The organism is Micromonospora sp. HB375, assembly GCF_017872985.1.
Classification (GTDB): domain Bacteria; phylum Actinomycetota; class Actinomycetes; order Mycobacteriales; family Micromonosporaceae; genus Micromonospora; species Micromonospora chalcea.
This window is the reverse complement of the sequence record NZ_JAGGJO010000001.1, coordinates 177401-191705: the sequence shown is the minus strand read 5'-3', so window position 1 is coordinate 191705 and position 14305 is coordinate 177401. Positions and strand designations below refer to the sequence as shown.

Annotated in this window: 16 protein-coding genes; 8 read left to right on the top strand and 8 right to left on the bottom strand. The window is 74.0% G+C overall.

The annotated features are described in order from the left end of the window. The first annotated feature begins 43 nt into the window (after window positions 1-43). Both J3R08_RS00995 and J3R08_RS00990 read left to right on the top strand, forming a co-directional pair. Window positions 44-2002: a hypothetical protein gene (locus J3R08_RS00995; protein WP_209959652.1), complete on the top strand. Its 1959-nt coding sequence runs from the start codon at window positions 44-46 to the stop codon at window positions 2000-2002. A 189-nt stretch (window positions 2003-2191) separates the two neighbouring features. Next, a complete protein-coding gene (locus J3R08_RS00990; RefSeq protein ID WP_209959649.1) occupies window positions 2192-4033 on the top strand; it encodes a DEAD/DEAH box helicase in 1842 nt (613 codons plus the stop codon). Between the two features lie 293 nt (window positions 4034-4326). Here the strand turns inward: J3R08_RS00990 and J3R08_RS00985 are convergent, their stop codons facing one another. Beyond that, complete coding sequence (locus J3R08_RS00985) at window positions 4327-4578, bottom strand: flavin reductase (protein ID WP_174536643.1); 252 nt, start codon at window positions 4576-4578, stop codon at window positions 4327-4329. A gap of 187 nt (window positions 4579-4765) precedes the next feature. Here J3R08_RS00985 and J3R08_RS00980 point away from each other — a divergent pair, with 187 nt between their 5' ends. From J3R08_RS00980 to J3R08_RS00970, 3 genes are all read left to right on the top strand, one after another. Further along, window positions 4766-4981 carry an AlpA family transcriptional regulator gene (locus tag J3R08_RS00980; RefSeq protein WP_036311366.1) on the top strand — a complete coding sequence of 72 codons (216 nt, stop codon included), beginning with the start codon at window positions 4766-4768 and terminating at the stop codon, window positions 4979-4981. Between the two features lie 34 nt (window positions 4982-5015). After that, a complete protein-coding gene (locus J3R08_RS00975) occupies window positions 5016-5225 on the top strand; it encodes an AlpA family transcriptional regulator (protein ID WP_041798756.1) in 210 nt (69 codons plus the stop codon). 75 nt (window positions 5226-5300) lie between these two features. Then, entirely contained in the window at window positions 5301-5921 is a 621-nt protein-coding gene (locus tag J3R08_RS00970; RefSeq protein ID WP_209959648.1) for a putative glycolipid-binding domain-containing protein, read from the top strand. A 16-nt stretch (window positions 5922-5937) separates the two neighbouring features. Here J3R08_RS00970 and J3R08_RS00965 read toward each other — a convergent pair whose 3' ends face one another. Genes J3R08_RS00965 through J3R08_RS00955 form a run of 3 tightly spaced genes read right to left on the bottom strand, consistent with a single transcriptional unit; the run spans window position 5938 to window position 8386 of the window. Then, window positions 5938-7032 (bottom strand): PLP-dependent cysteine synthase family protein, encoded by a 1095-nt coding sequence (locus J3R08_RS00965; RefSeq protein ID WP_209959646.1) that lies wholly within the window; start codon window positions 7030-7032, stop codon window positions 5938-5940. A gap of 10 nt (window positions 7033-7042) precedes the next feature. Continuing rightward, window positions 7043-7885 carry an SDR family oxidoreductase gene (locus tag J3R08_RS00960; RefSeq protein WP_166455688.1) on the bottom strand — a complete coding sequence of 281 codons (843 nt, stop codon included), beginning with the start codon at window positions 7883-7885 and terminating at the stop codon, window positions 7043-7045. A 42-nt stretch (window positions 7886-7927) separates the two neighbouring features. Further along, entirely contained in the window at window positions 7928-8386 is a 459-nt protein-coding gene (locus J3R08_RS00955; protein ID WP_018787850.1) for an Lrp/AsnC family transcriptional regulator, read from the bottom strand. A 267-nt stretch (window positions 8387-8653) separates the two neighbouring features. On the opposite strand from J3R08_RS00955, the gene J3R08_RS00950 reads away from it, so the two are divergent. After that, window positions 8654-8920 (top strand): BldC family transcriptional regulator, encoded by a 267-nt coding sequence (locus J3R08_RS00950; RefSeq protein WP_013473529.1) that lies wholly within the window; start codon window positions 8654-8656, stop codon window positions 8918-8920. 57 nt (window positions 8921-8977) lie between these two features. Here the strand turns inward: J3R08_RS00950 and J3R08_RS00945 are convergent, their stop codons facing one another. Continuing rightward, a complete protein-coding gene (locus J3R08_RS00945; protein WP_030500727.1) occupies window positions 8978-9622 on the bottom strand; it encodes a UbiX family flavin prenyltransferase in 645 nt (214 codons plus the stop codon). Window positions 9623-9767: 145 nt separating this feature from the next. On the opposite strand from J3R08_RS00945, the gene J3R08_RS00940 reads away from it, so the two are divergent. Continuing rightward, the gene (locus J3R08_RS00940; protein WP_064448406.1) at window positions 9768-10733 is read left to right on the top strand and encodes a hypothetical protein; all 966 of its coding nucleotides are present in this window, start codon (window positions 9768-9770) and stop codon (window positions 10731-10733) included. Between the two features lie 19 nt (window positions 10734-10752). On the opposite strand, the gene mqnP is transcribed toward J3R08_RS00940, so the two are convergent. The 3 genes from mqnP to J3R08_RS00925 all read right to left on the bottom strand — a co-directional run bounded on the left by mqnP (window position 10753) and on the right by J3R08_RS00925 (window position 13766). Continuing rightward, window positions 10753-11658: a menaquinone biosynthesis prenyltransferase MqnP gene (mqnP, locus tag J3R08_RS00935; protein WP_069088707.1), complete on the bottom strand. Its 906-nt coding sequence runs from the start codon at window positions 11656-11658 to the stop codon at window positions 10753-10755. Then, window positions 11658-13118: a menaquinone biosynthesis decarboxylase gene (locus J3R08_RS00930; RefSeq protein ID WP_043327390.1), complete on the bottom strand. Its 1461-nt coding sequence runs from the start codon at window positions 13116-13118 to the stop codon at window positions 11658-11660. Before J3R08_RS00930 ends, mqnP begins: the two co-directional genes overlap by 1 nt. Before the next feature lie 114 nt (window positions 13119-13232). Beyond that, on the bottom strand, window positions 13233-13766 hold the full coding sequence (locus J3R08_RS00925) for a carboxymuconolactone decarboxylase family protein (protein WP_209959644.1): 534 nt from the start codon (window positions 13764-13766) through the stop codon (window positions 13233-13235). A gap of 63 nt (window positions 13767-13829) precedes the next feature. Between J3R08_RS00925 and J3R08_RS00920 the strand changes: the two genes are divergently transcribed. After that, window positions 13830-14300 carry a MarR family winged helix-turn-helix transcriptional regulator gene (locus tag J3R08_RS00920; protein ID WP_043327395.1) on the top strand — a complete coding sequence of 157 codons (471 nt, stop codon included), beginning with the start codon at window positions 13830-13832 and terminating at the stop codon, window positions 14298-14300. The last annotated feature ends 5 nt before the right edge of the window (window positions 14301-14305 follow it).

Sequence of the window (14305 nt, the reverse complement as noted above, 5' to 3'; positions counted from 1 at the left end):
CCGGCGCCACGGTCGGGGGCGAGCGTAGGTGCGGAGGGGCGAGATGGGCGAGCACGAGGTTCCGGCGGAGAAGGTCCACCCCGGACCGACGCCCGACGCCGCCGACCCTGCCGACGACAGCCCGGCAGCGGCCCGCCCCGGGCCGGTGGCCGTCGCGCGGGCACGGGTGACCGTCGCCGGGGCGGCCGTACCGCCTCCCGCAGGCGACGAGCCGCCGGCGGCGCCGTCGAGCCCAACCACGTACCGCGCGGGCACCCCGGCGGACGCCCCGCCGCTGGACCGGCGTCAGCCCGGCGCGACAGTTCCCCCGTCGACCTGGTCCGCCTTCGCCGTGGCCGAACGCCCGGCGACACCCGAGGCCCCCATCAGCACACCCGCTGCGGGTACGCCCTCCCCGGCCACGCCGGACGGCCCGGCTGCCGGTATCCCGGCTCCCCGTGTCTCCGGTTCCGCCCGGGTGCCCGTGCCCACTCCGACGGCCCTCGCCGACTCGGCTGCCCCGGCCGTTCCGCCTGCCGTGTCCGCTCCCGCCGTTTCCGCTCCCGCCGACTCGTCCACACCGGCCGCTCCGGCTGGCGTGTCCACTCCGGCGGGCGGCGAGACGCCGGGTGAGGACGCCGCCGGCGCGGATGCGGTCGCGACCGACGATCGACCGGACCGCGACGCCGCGCCGGGCGGGCCGGAGAACGCGGCCGGAAGCACCGCCACCGATCCCCGGGACGGCGCCCCGGCAGCCGGGTCCGCCGACTCCGGCACCGCGTCCCCCGCCCTCGCCGAGCAACCGGCCGGGCCGGGTGCGGTGCCCTCCGCGAAGCCCGCCGACCTCGATGCGGCGCCGTCCGCGAAGCCCGCCGGGCTCAATGCGGCGCTGTCCACGAAGCCGGCCGGGCAAGGCGGGACGGCGCACGCCCGGGCCAGCGCCGCGGTACCCGGCCTGAGCCGGGTGTCCGCCGACGAGATCGCCGCCTCGGTGGTGACCGCTCCCGCCGCCGCGACCGTCTACCGGGCGGGTCCGGTGAACCCGGAGCCGCCCGAGCCCGCCCAGCCGCCGGAGCCCGCGCAGCCCCCGGCCCCGCACGGTCCGGAGCCCGAGCCGGCGCCGACCCCGGTACCGGGTCCGACCCCGCCGTCGCCCGCGCCGCCGGTGCCGGAGCCGGAGCCGCCGTTCCGGCCCACGCCGCCCGCGCCCGCGCCGCCCGCGCCGGCGCCCACCCCACCGGGGCCGGTTCCGCCCGTACCGGGGCCGCCGGTGCCGCCGCCCGGACCCGCGGTGCCCCCGCCGCCGCCCCCACCGGGTCCGATGCCCGCGCCTCCGTTCCCGCCACCACCGGCGATGACGGCCGCGGCGAACCCGCTGCCCGCGCCGCTGTTCCCCGCGCCACCGGCCACCGCAGGCCCGTCGTTCGGCACGCCGTCGGCCACCCCAGGCGCGCCGTCGTTCGTCACGCCACCGGTCACCGCGGGCCCGCCATCGTTCGCCACGCCGTCGGCCGGCTCGGCGGTGCCGCCCGCGCCGGCCACCACGCCCTTCCCGTCCGCGCCGCCGGCCACGACCGGCACTCCGGCGTCCTCCGCCGAGTCGCCTCCGGCGTGGGCCGCCGCGCCCGTCTCCGCCCCGCCGCCCGCGGTCCCGGCACCGGCGCTGCCGACCTGGCCGCCGCCGGCCACGCCGGCCCGCGACGCCGACGCGACCCGTCCGGTACGTCAGCAGTCCGGCAGCACGGACCTCGCCGGCGCCGTCTACGGCGGCGGGACGGACGGACCCGGTTTCGCCACCGTGTCGTTCCCGCAGGGCAATCCGCTGGAGAACTCCGGCTCGCTGACCGGGCACATCCTGGCTCAGGGCTGGTCCGAGGAGAGCCCGGCGGCCCGGGGCGGCAACACCAAGGTGATCATCGTGCTGGCGGTCGCGCTGACCATGCTCATCGCGATCAGTCTGCTCGTGGTCTTCCTGGCCAACGACGCGCTCAGCGGCCTGACCGGAGCCATGCCGGTCGAGTGACGGGGGTGAGCCCGCCCACTACCGCCTCGCGCTGCCGTGGCGGAGTGGGCGAAGCGCCGTACACTTGTCTCCGATTACTGACCTGGCGCGCCCCGATTGCGCGCTCATGGGCGATCTTGCGGGCGATTCGGCGGCGTGACAGGCCGCGGCGGGCCATCGCGAAGATGCGCCCCGCTCGAGAGGCATTTCTTGACCACGTTCGCTGAATCCAGCACGTCCCCGTCCGTCGACCCGAACTCCGACGCCGTCGACTTCGCGTCGCTCGGCCTGCCCCGGCAGCTCGTCGAGGCGCTCGCCCGGCAGGGCATCACCACCCCGTTCGAGATCCAGCGGGCCACCCTGCCCGACTCGCTCGCGGGCCGCGACGTACTCGGTCGGGGCCAGACCGGCTCGGGCAAGACGCTCGCCTTCGGCCTGCCGGTGATCGCCCGGGTCGCCGACCGCAACCGGGCCCGGCCGCTGCACCCCCGCGCGCTCGTCCTGGTCCCCACCCGCGAGCTCGCCATGCAGGTCAACGACGCCCTCGTGCCGCTCGGCAAGTCGGTGGGCGTCTTCCTGAAGACCGCTGTCGGCGGGGTGCCGTACGACCGGCAGATCGACGCGCTGCGCCGCGGCGTGGAGATCGTCGTGGCCACCCCGGGCCGGCTCGGCGACCTGATCGAGCGCGGCGTCTGCCGGCTCGACGACGTCGAGATCACCGTGTTGGACGAGGCCGACCAGATGGCCGACATGGGCTTCCTGCCCGAGGTCACCCAGCTTCTGTCGAAGACTCCGGCGGACGCGCAGCGGCTGCTGTTCTCGGCCACTCTGGACAACGACGTCGACACGCTCGTCAAGCGGTTCATGACCGACCCGGTCACCCACTCGACCGCACCGGCCACCGCTGCCGTGTCCACCATGGACCACCACCTGCTGCTGATCCCGCCGCACGACAAGTTCGCGGTCGCCGCGTCCATCGCCGCCCGCGAGGGCCGCACCATGCTGTTCGCCCGTACGCAGCTCGGCGTGGACCGGCTGGTCGAGCAGCTCGCGGCCGTCGGCGTGCGGGCCGGTGGGCTGCACGGCGGCAAGACCCAGCGAATGCGTACCAAGACGCTCGCCGAGTTCCGCGAGGGCCGCACGCCCGTGCTGGTCGCTACCGACGTGGCGGCCCGCGGCATCCACGTCGACGGCGTGTCGCTGGTGCTGCACGTGGACCCGCCGAAGGACCCGAAGGACTACCTGCACCGGGCCGGCCGTACGGCCCGGGCCGGCGAGTCGGGCGCGGTGGCGACGCTCGTGCTGCCCAAGCAGCGCCGCACCACGCTGGCCATGATGGAGAAGGCGGGCGTCGAGCCGGCCGAGACCCGGGTCCGGGCGGGCGACGAGGCGCTGGCCGAGCTGACCGGCGCGCGCGAGCCCAGCGGCGTACCCGTCCGGGACGAGCCGGAGCCGCGACGCGGCGGCCCGCGCCGCTTCGGCGACCGGGACGGCCGGGGCTTCGACCGGGGCGGCCGGGGCGGCTTCTCCGACCGTGGCGAGCGCCGGTTCGGCGACCGCGACGGCCGGGGCGAGCGCCGCTACGGCGACCGGCCCGCGGGCGAGCGGTCCGGCGACCGGTTCGCGGACCGTGGCGGTGACCGCCGGTTCGGCGACCGTCCGGCGGGCGAGCGCTACTCGGGCGAGCGGGCCGGTGGCGGCGAGCGCCGCTTCGGGCGGCCGGAGCGTCGCGACGACCGTGGCCAGCGCAGCGACCGCTTCGGCGGCCAGCGCGACGACAGGCGTTTCGGCGAGCGCGCCGACCGCCCGTTCGGGGACCGGCACCGGCCGGCGGCCGGGCGCGGGTACGACCGCGACGAGCGGCGGTACGACGACCGGCCGGGTGGCTTCGGTGACCGTCGCCAGGAGGACCGCCCGCACGCCGAGCGGCGTTTCGGTGACCGGGGCGACGCGCGCCCGGCCGAGCGCCGGAGTGGCGGTTTCCGGGCCGAGGGGCGGGGCCGGGACGACCGGCGCGGCTTCGGCGGGCGACCGCCGGCGCGTACCCACTGATCTGAGCGCAGCCACAGCCGCCGCCGAGCACCCGCTCGGCGGCGGCTGTGCGTCTGCGGGTCAACGGGCCGGTGGCGTTCTAGCTGCGCGGTGCGAGGACGGGATACCGCCGGGTCGGCTCGTTCAACATCGACAGGCGATGCCGAGGCTGCCAGTCGGGCGGCGGTGTCGGGATGGTCTGATCGATGGTCTGCCGGAGACTTCGCCGAGCGGACCGGCCCCACGACCAGGCCACCCAGCAGCCGAACGCCTGGGCGATGACGGCGGACAACAGCAGACCGGTGCCGATCGGGTCAGACATCGCGCACCGACCGCAGCCAGCCCATGAATCGAATGTGCATCTCGGCGGGATCCGGCGGCTCGGAGTAGAGCCCGGCCAGGTCATCGGTCGCCTGCCGCATGAGGGCGGCCAGATCGACGGCGAGGTTACGCCGGTCGTGCCTGTAGTCAGCGACCAACTCGACCTTTGCGTTTTCGCACGGCCAGTTGAGCAGGTCTGCCGTGCAGACCCAAAGGGGTTTCAGCGGAGCGTGGCGCTGGGTCACTCGGGGCCTCCTGCCGTGGGTCGGCTTCCAGGTGGCACCCCCGTCCGCCGCGAACTCGCCACCGGGCGGGGGGCCTGATCCATCAGATCGCTCCCTTGCCCCCCTGTCAATGTTGACGGGCCCACGTAGGTGCGATTTCTTGTTCGCGTCAAGATAGTCGGGTCAGCCCGCTCCTACCTTCGAAGTCGTGACCAAGGAGACGGGACCGGGCGAACTCGTCGCGGCCGGTGAGATCTTGAAAATGCTCGGCGTGGGCAGATCGAGATTCCGCGAGATCCGGCGGCATCCCGCATTCCCCGCGCCGTATCAAGAGCTGTCGGTCGGCGCCGTCTGGCTGAAGCGGGACGTGGAGCGGTACATCCGGGAGCACCGGCCGCCCCGGCCGGCGGACGACGACGAGTAGCCCGAAGAGGCACGACCATGACTACCTTCGTCGGGTGAGACGACCACGCCTGTACGGGCCCGGCGAGTTGGCCGCCCTGTTCGGCGTATCGCGTCAGCGGGTCCTGCAGATCACCCGCCGCCCCGGGTTCCCCGAGCCGCTCGCCCGGCTGATCGGCATGAACGTCTGGGACGCGGACGAGGTCGACGAGTGGGCCCGCCACAACCGGCCGCCGCGCCCTACTGAGGGCGACGAGCAGGGGTAGTCAGTGGCCATCCGGCCGGCGGCGGCGTTCGCGCATCCGCTGCCGCCGACGGCCGGGTCGCGTAACGTCCGGACCATGCCGAAGTCGCTCTTCTGGGCCCGGACCGACACCGCCGGCTGCGAGCACGTCGTGCTCGACGGCGGACAGGGGCTGACCGCGCAGGGCGTGGCACTCGCCGTGGACCCGATCCCGTACACCTGCCGTTACCGCCTGGCGCTCGCGCCCGACTGGTCGACCAACCAGCTGGAGGTCGAGGCAGAGGGCGCGGGCTGGTCGCGGAGCGTACGCCTGGAACGGGGCCGGGACGGGTGGCGCGTGCGTACCGGCGAGGAGGGTGACCTGGACGCGGCGCTGAGCGCGGCGGGCCACCCACCGGCGGGGTTGCCGGGCACCGACGACCCGGGTCGGCTGGACGACGCGCTCGACGTCGACCTGGGCGGGTCCCCGCTGACGAACACGCTGCCGATCCGCCGGATCGGGTTGGGGCGGCTGCCCGCCGACATGGCGACGGCGGTGACCGTGGCCTGGGTGCTGCTGCCCGGCCTGGCCGTGGTCCCCGCCGAGCAGGTCTACACCTCGCTCGGCCCGGGCCGGGTCCGGTACGCCAGCGGCACGTTCACGGCCGACCTGGAGGTCGACCCGGAGGGTTTCGTGGTGCGCTATCCGGGGCTGGCCGAGCGGGTCGACCCGCGCTGACAGTCCGGGGGCCGGCTCAGGCCGCCGGCCACGCGCCGTCGGTGAGGAACCGGTCGATGGTGGCCAGGTGCGGGGCGAGGTCGAGGCCCTGCCCGGCCACCCACTCGTCGGAGTAGTAGGTGTCGCCGTACCGGTCGCCCGGGTCGCAGATGAGCGTGACCACCGAGCCGGTACGTCCGTCCGCCAGCATCTGGGCGATCAGCCCGAACGCGCCCCACAGGTTGGTGCCGGTGGAGCCGCCCACGCGGCGGCCGAGCACCGCCGAGCCGGCCCGCATGGCGGCGAGCGACGCGGCGTCCGGCACCTGCACCATCCGTTCCACCACGCTGGGCAGGAAGGACGCCTCGACGGTGGGCCGCCCGATGCCTTCGATCCGGGAACCTCGGTCGGTGCGTACCGACCAGTCGCCGGCCTGCCAGGCGGGGTAGAACGCGGAGTTCTCCGGGTCCACCACGCAGAGCTTGGTGGGCAGCCGCCGGTAGCGGGCGTAGCGGCCGATGGTGGCGCTGGTGCCGCCGGTGCCGGCGCCGACGACGATCCAGGCGGGCACCGGGTGCCGTTCCAGCGCGAGCTGGGCGTAGATCGACTCGGCGATGTTGTTGTTGCCCCGCCAGTCGGTGGCCCGCTCGGCGTACGTGAACTGGTCCATGAACCGGCCGCCGCTGTCCTCGGCGAGCCAGCGCGCCTCCACCACCACCTTCGCCGGGTCCTGGACGAGGTGGCAGCGCCCGCCCTGGAACTCGATCTGGGCGATCTTCTCCGGTGACGTGGAGGCGGGCATGACCGCGATGAACGGCAGCCCGAGCATCCGCGCGAAGTACGCCTCGGAGACCGCCGTCGAGCCGGACGACGCCTCGACGATCGTGGTGTCCGGGCCGATCCAGCCGTTGCAGAGCCCGTAGAGGAACAGCGAGCGGGCGAGCCGGTGCTTGAGCGAGCCGGTGGGGTGCACCGACTCGTCCTTGAGGTAGAGGTCGATCCCCCACTCGCGGGGCAGCGGGAACGGAAGCAGGTGGGTGTCGGCGGAGCGGTTGGCGTCCGCCTCGACAGCGGCGATCGCCTCGGTCACCCAGCGCCGGCTGGCCTCGTCGCACCGGTCGAGATGAGTCACGTCGGCAACGTTACAAGCGAGGTGGGCTCGGGTTTTCCCGGACCCGGCGGGCCTGCCGCCGTTGACCGGCCCGGCCGGTGGCCCGGATCACCGGCGTGAGCGCCAGGGCGAGCCGGGGGAAGGCGTCCAGGAGCCGTACCTGGGCGCCGCGCCAGCGCGGCAGGCTGACCACCGGCCGGGGCCGCCGGGCCAGCCGGACGGCCCGCGCGGCCACCCGCTCCGGCGTGAGCAGCGAACCGGTGAAGGATGCCAGCGCGCCCGGGTCGTCCAGCTTGTCGTGCAGCATCGGCGTCCAGATCCCGTCCGGGCACAGGCACGACACGTGTACGCCCCGGACGCCGGCCATCCGCAGGTCGCTCAGCGTGCCGAGGCTGAACGCGAGCAGGGCGTGCTTGCTGGCCGCGTACACCGTCTCGCCGGGCGCGGCGATCAGCCCGGCCAGCGAGACGACGTTCAGTACGTGGCCGCGGCCCTGCTCGCGCATCACCGCGACGGCGGCGAGCGTGCCGTTCATCGCGCCGAGCGCGTTCACCTCGACCACCGCGCGCCGGGTCGGGGCGTCGTGCGCCCAGGAGGGCCCGGTGACCAGGATGCCCGCGTTGTTCACCCAGAGCCCGAGGCCGCCGGGTGCGGCCGCCGCCTCGGCGGCCACGTCCGCGCAGGCGGATTCGTCGCGTACGTCGAGCGGGCGCGACCAGCCACCCAGCGGCGCGGCGGCGGTCGCCACGGCATCGGCGTCGACGTCGGTGAGCAGCACGTTCCAGCCGTCGGCGTGCAGCGCGACGGCGATGGCCCGGCCCAGCCCGCCGGCCGCGCCGGTGACCACTGCGGCGCCGCGTCCCGAGATCGTCATCGGCGCACGGTAACCGCAATCCCCGCGCCGGGGCCAGAGTGATCAGGCGGTGGGCGGTTCCAGCGGCTGCGGGCGGTTCTCCCACTTGGTCGACAGGGCGATGCTGGTACGGGTGGATGCCACGCCGGCCGTCCGGTTCAGCCGGACGATCAGCTGCTCCAGCTCGGCGATCGTGCCGACCCGCGCCTTGAGCAGGAAGGACTCGACGCCGGCCATGAAGTAGCAGGACTCGATCTCGGGGATGCGCCGGAACGACTCCAGCACGTCGTCGGTGTCCGCGTCGGAGTCCTCGATGATGCCGATGAGCGCGGTGACGCCGAGCCCGATCGACTCCGGCTCGACCTCGGCCCGGTACGCCCGGATCACGCCGCTGGACTCCAGCTTGCCGACCCGCTCGTGCACGGCCGGGGCGGAGAGGCCGACCTGACGGGCCAGCTCGGCGTACGACAGACGGGCGTTGCCTCGCAACAGCTCCACAAGGCTCAGGTCGATCGTGTCCACGGAGAGTGACCCTATCTCGATCGGGGCCCGGCACTGCGGCCACCGGGCGACGATGAGGTCGGGCCGCGCCTATCACAAACGTGCGCTCACGGGGGTTCTCCGCCGGTACCATTTCCTAACTTCCCAGTGTGTGCGTTTTTCGCGTTTGGCGGACACGTCCGGTAGCCGGTGCTGTAATTGCCATACGTCCCTCATGACGGCTCTGGGCTCGCACCGGCCGGGGGCAGTGTGTTCAGCCGGGGGCTTCGTCGACGCGAGGAGGGGGCTGTGGACACTGGAGATCGCCTGCTGACACCGGGTGAGGTCGCTGCGCTGTTTCGGGTTGACCCGAAAACCGTGACCAGATGGGCAGCGGCCGGCCGGATCGGCAGTATCCGGACTCCAGGAGGGCACCGCCGGTTTCGGGAATCCGAGGTGCGGGCCCTGCTCGAGGGGGAGGGCATGCTGGACGAGGCGGAGGACATGGGCAAGGCCCGCAACATGGGCCCGACCGCTTCCACCGGCCCCGGCCCGGCGAACGCCGGCATGTACTGAACGTGCGGGGCGCGGTCCGATCGAGGCCGCGCCCCGCTCGTCGTACGCCGGGTCCGGTCAGGCCGGACCGGGTTCCCGGCGACCGGCGGCCAGCTCGCCGGCCCACCGCCGGAACAGCGTGTGCGGGACGCCCAGCGCGTCCAGCACCTTGCCGGCCACGAAGTCCACGAGCTGCCCGGCGGAGGCCGCCGCCCCGGCGCCGTAGAAGCCCGGGCTGGCCGGCAGCACCACGGCTCCGGCGTCGTGCAGCGCGATGAGGTGCTCCAGGTGGCTGCGGGTCACCGGGGTCTCCCGGGGCACCACCACTACCGGGCGGCGCTCCTTGAGGTTCACCTCGGCGGCACGCTGGAGCAGGTCCTTGGAGAGCCCGATGGCGATGCCGGCGCAGGCGGCGGTGCTGGCCGGCACCACCGCCATGCCGCGTACCCGATAGGAGCCGCTGCTCGGGCCGGCGGCCAGGTCACCGGCGGGCCAGTGCCGGATGTCCGCGCCGGTGAGGTCGCGGTCGAGCCAGGCGGCCAGGTCCTCGGCCCAGTGCCCGTCCCGGAAGGGCCGGCCGGTCTCGTCCAGCACCGTCAGCCGGGCCGCCCGGGACACGATCAGGTCCACCGCCTGGCCCGCGTCGAGCAGTGCCCGGACGACCGCCGCCGCGTACGGCGTGCCCGAGGCGCCGGAGACACCCACCACCCATGGTTCGCGCATGCCCTCAAGCGTGCCTGGTCGCCGCGGGCGGCGGACCACGACCCCCGTTCGGGCGGCCCGCCCGGGATGTCCAGAGGGTTCACGGGAGTTCCCTCGGCGTGAAATTCTTCGATCGGCAAATCCACTTCCGTGGGAAGGGCCGGTGATGACTGCGGCGGTGCTGCGGGCGCTGCGCTCCGACTGCCCCATCACGCCCCGCCTCTCCCCGTACGCGGACGACGTGCAGGGCTGGCTGGTGGAACTGGTCGACCGGCTCGGTCTGCCGCCCGACCCGGCCACCCGGCGGCGGCTGGCGCGGGCCGGGTTCGCCCGGTACGCCGGCCGCCTCTACCCGGACGCCACCGAGGCGGACCTGCGGGTGCTGACCGCGCTGTTCACCTGGTTCTTCCTGGTCGACGACGCCTGCGACGGGCGGGACGGGCTGACGCCGGGGCAGATCCGCGCGTTGCGCGACGGCGCGCTCGCGTTGCTGCGCGAGGGTCCGCGAGCCCGCCATCCGGGCTTCTCCGGCCCGCTGCGGCGCCTGCTGGTGCAGGCGTGGCGGGAGCCCCGCCGCCGGATGCCGGCCCGCTGGCGGCTACGTTTCGCCGACGCGGTCGCCGACCACCTCGACGGCGTCCACCGGGAGGCCACCGCCACCGGGTCGGGCCGTCCGCCGGGCGTCGCCGAGTACGTGCGGCTGCGCCGGGCCACCTCGGCGGCGTACGTGTCGTACCCGCTCATCGAGTTCGCGTCCGGACGCCCGCTGCCCGACGCGGTCTACCACCACCCGGCACTGCGGCGGCTCGCGGACCTCGCGAACGACCTGCTGTCCTGGTTCAACGACATCGCCTCGCTGGAGCGCGACCACGCCACCGGCGGCGGGCACAACCTGGTGCTGGCGGTGGCCGCCGAGCGGGGCGTGCCGCTGCCGGCGGCGGTCGACCTGGTGGCCGGGCACTGGCGGGCCGAGATGGCCCGGTTCGCGGCGCTCCGCGCGGCGGCGCCGTCGTTCGGCCCGACGCTCGACGACGCCGTCGCCGTCCACCTCGACGGCCTGGCCGCCGCCGTGCGCGGCACCGTGGACTGGACGCTGGAGAGCGCCCGCTATCCGGTCACCCCGGCGTCCTGACCGCGTTCCGGCGTTGCCGTTACGGCCGCAGGCCGAGCCGGATCACCAGGTCGAGCAGCGCGAGGACGAACAACGCGATGCCGACGAAGCCGTTCGCGGTGAAGAACGCCCGGTTGACCTTGCTCAGGTCGGTCGGGCTGACCACCAGGTGCTGGTACGCGAAGGCGGCAGCGGTCAGCGCCAGCCCGATCCACCACAGCCAGCCGAAGCCGACCCACGCGCCGAACCAGATGAACAGCGCGAACGTCACCACGTGCGCGACGGTGGAGGCGTGCAGCGCGAAGCGCCGGCCGTACCGGGCGGGGACGCTGTGCACGCCGATCTCCCGGTCGATCTCCGAGTCCTGGCAGGCGTAGATCAGGTCGAAGCCGCCGATCCAGAGGCCGACCGCCGCGCCGAGCAGCCAGGCCGGGCCGGAGCCGTCGAGCGTGCCGGTGACCGCCAGCCAGGCGCCGACCGGGCCGACCGCCTGCGCCACCGCGAGGATGGCGTGCGGCCAGTTGGTGAACCGCTTGCCGTACGGGTAGACGACCAGCGGCACCACGGCCAGCGGCGCGAGCACCAGGCAGAGCGGGTTGAGCAGGGCGGCGGCGGCCAGGAACACCACGAGCGCGACGGCCGCGCCGGTCCAGGCCGTCCGCACGCTCACCGCGCCGGTGACCAGTTCCCGGTTCGCCGTACGCGGGTTCCGCGCGTCGATCCGCCGGTCGAGGATGCGGTTCGCGGCCATGGCGAACGTCCGCGCGCCGACCATCGCCACGGTGATCAGCAGCAGGTCGCCCCAGCGCACCCGGCCGCCGTTGAGCTGCATGGCGGTCAGCGCCGACAGGTACGCGAACGGCAGCGCGAAGACCGAGTGCTCGATGGCGACGAGCTTGAGGAAGGACGCGACCCGGCCGGGCCGTTCCTGTACCGCCGCCGTCATCAGATCCCGTATTCCTTCCAGCGCTTGTCCACCAGTGAGACCACCTCGGGCGACATCCGCATCTCCTCCGGCCAGCCCCGGGTGTAGCCCTCCTCGGGCAGCTTGCGGGTCGCGTCGATGCCCGCCTTGCCGCCCCAGAACTGCTGGTACGAGGCGTGGTCGAGGTGGTCCACCGGGCCCTCGGTGAGCAGCAGGTCACGGGCGTAGTCGACGTTGCCGAAGGCGCGGAACGCGACCTCGTTGTAGTCGTGGACGTCGCAGTCCTCGTCCACGATCACGATCAGCTTGGTCAGCGACATCATGTGCGCGCCCCAGATCGCGTTCATCACCTTCTGCGCGTGCTTCGGGTAGCGCTTGCGGATCGACACGATCGCGCAGTTGTGGAAGACACCGGCGGCGGGCAGGTCGTAGTCGACGATGTCCGGGATCAGGAAGCGCAGCAGCGGCGCGAAGATCCGCTCGGTGGCCTTGCCGAGACCGTGGTCCTCCTGCGGCGGCTGGGACGTGACGATCGAGTGGTAGACCGGGTCGCGCTGCATGGTCATGCACTCGATGTGCATCACCGGGAACGGCTCGACCGGCGTGTAGAAGCCGGTGTGGTCGCCGAACGGGCCCTCGGGCAGCCGCTCGCCCGGCTCGATGTAGCCCTCCAGCACGATCTGCGCGTGCGCCGGCACCTGGAGCGGGACGGTCAGGCAGTCGACCATCTCGACCCGCTCACCGGCGAGGAACCCGGCGAACAGGTACTCGTCGATGTCGGCGGGCAGCGGCGCGCTGGCCGAGTACGCCACCACCGGGTCCGCGCCGATGGCGATCGCCACCGGCAGCCGCTCGCCGAGGCGCTCGGCGACCGCGTGGTGCGCGGTGGAGTTCTTGTGGATCTGCCAGTGCATGCCGATCGTGTTGTGGCTGTGCTGCTGGAGCCGGTAGAGCCCGAGGTTGCGCTTGCCGGTCTCCGGATGCTTGGTGTGGGTCAGCCCGAAGTTGTGGAAGATCCCGCCGTCACCGGGCCACACCTGCAACCCGGGCAGCCGGTTCAGGTCGACGTCGTCGCCCCGGTAGACGACCTGCTGGCAGGGGGCGGTCTTGACCTTCTTCGGCGGCATCGACTTGAGCTGCATGACCTTGCCGAGGCCACCCATCATCCCGGAGAAGCCCTGCGGCAGCTCCGGCTTGAGCATGTCGCCGATCCGCGCGCCGATCTCGTCGAGGTCTTCCACCCCGAGCGCCATCGCCATCCGCTTCTCGGTGCCGAACAGATTGATCGCCACCGGCATCTCGCCCCGGGTGGGGCGCTCGAACAGCAGCGCCGGCCCGCCGGCCCGGACGGTGCGGGTGACGATCTCGCTGATCTCCAGCGTGGGGTCGACCGGCGCGCTCACCCGCCGCAGCTCGCCCGCGCGCTCCAGCGCCGCGAGGAAGTCCTTGAGATCGGTGTACGGGAAGCCACGAGCCGCCATGCCGCCATCCTCCCGCACGTTCCTGGGAGGTAAGGAAGGGCCCCCTGTTAACGCCTCCGGTAGAGGAGGGGCCCCTTCTTAACACCCCGCAGCTCAGGCCGCGGGCGTCCAGGCCTACGCGGCCAGCGGCGCGTCGAGCGGCGCCTCGGTGAGCCGGTTGGCGAACGTGGAGATGGTGTACGTGCCGACGCCGAGCACCACGTCCAGCGCGTGCCGGCGCTGCCACCCGGCGGCGAGCAGCGCGTCGAGGTCGGCGTCGGGGACCGCGCCCCGGTGGTCGAGGACGGCGACGGTGAACCGGCGCAGCGCCTCCAGCCGGGGGTCGGGCAGCGTCGCGCCGGTCCGCAGCGCCTCGATCAGCTCCGGCGCGGCGGCGTGCCGGACGAGCGTAGCGGTGTGCATGGCCACGCAGAGGTGGCAGCCGTTGCGGGTGGCGACGGTGAGCACGACCACCTCCCGGGCGACCGCGTCGAGGTCGGTCGCCTCGAACGCGGCGTTGGCGGCGAGGAAGCCCTTCAATAGTTCGGGTGAGCCCGCCATCAGGCCGACGGCAGCGGGCAGGTGGCCCAGCGAGCGGCGTACCCCGGCCATGACCGGGCGGGCGGCGGCGGGTGCGGTGTCCGGCTCGTACGTGGTGAAGCGGGACATGACTGTGCCCCTCTCGTAAGATGGTCAACGTGGTTGACGAAATAGTAAACGTGGTTGTCGAACGTGGCAACGCCTGACCGCCCCGGCTTCGCGCTGCCGCTGCTCCTGCTCGCCGGCTTCCGTACGCTCGTCGACGACCTGCACGCCGAGCTGGCCCGCCAGGGGCACCCCGAGCTGCGCCCGGCCCACGGGTTCGTCCTCCAGGCCGTAGGCCCGGACGGCACCACCGCCTCCGACCTCGGGCAGCGCCTCGGCGTCTCCAAGCAGGCCGCCGGCAAGACGGTGGACCGGCTGGTCGCGCTCGGCTACCTGGAACGCGTGGACGACCCGACCGACGCCCGACGCAAGCTGGTCCGGACGACCGCGAAGGGCCGCGACGGGCTGCACCGCTCGGCGGCGGTCTTCGACGAGCTACGCGACCGCTGGGCGGCCACGCTCGGCGCGGACCGGGTCGCCGCCATCGAGGACGACCTGCGCCGGATGGTTCCCGCCGACGTGTTCCGCCTCGACGTCCCCGGCTGGTTCGGCGGATGAATTCG

Excerpts from the sequence above, each read along its gene's own strand:
- J3R08_RS00940 (WP_064448406.1), top strand. The coding sequence starts at position 9,768 with ATGACTGCGGCGGTGCTGCGGGCGCTGCGCTCCGACTGCCCCATCACG.
- J3R08_RS00925 (WP_209959644.1), bottom strand. The coding sequence starts at position 13,766 with ATGTCCCGCTTCACCACGTACGAGCCGGACACCGCACCCGCCGCCGCC.
- J3R08_RS00970 (WP_209959648.1), top strand. The coding sequence starts at position 5,301 with ATGCCGAAGTCGCTCTTCTGGGCCCGGACCGACACCGCCGGCTGCGAG.
- J3R08_RS00995 (WP_209959652.1), top strand. The coding sequence starts at position 44 with ATGGGCGAGCACGAGGTTCCGGCGGAGAAGGTCCACCCCGGACCGACG.
- J3R08_RS00930 (WP_043327390.1), bottom strand. The coding sequence starts at position 13,118 with ATGGCGGCTCGTGGCTTCCCGTACACCGATCTCAAGGACTTCCTCGCG.
- J3R08_RS00945 (WP_030500727.1), bottom strand. The coding sequence starts at position 9,622 with ATGCGCGAACCATGGGTGGTGGGTGTCTCCGGCGCCTCGGGCACGCCG.
- J3R08_RS00960 (WP_166455688.1), bottom strand. The coding sequence starts at position 7,885 with ATGACGATCTCGGGACGCGGCGCCGCAGTGGTCACCGGCGCGGCCGGC.
- mqnP (WP_069088707.1), bottom strand. The coding sequence starts at position 11,658 with ATGACGGCGGCGGTACAGGAACGGCCCGGCCGGGTCGCGTCCTTCCTC.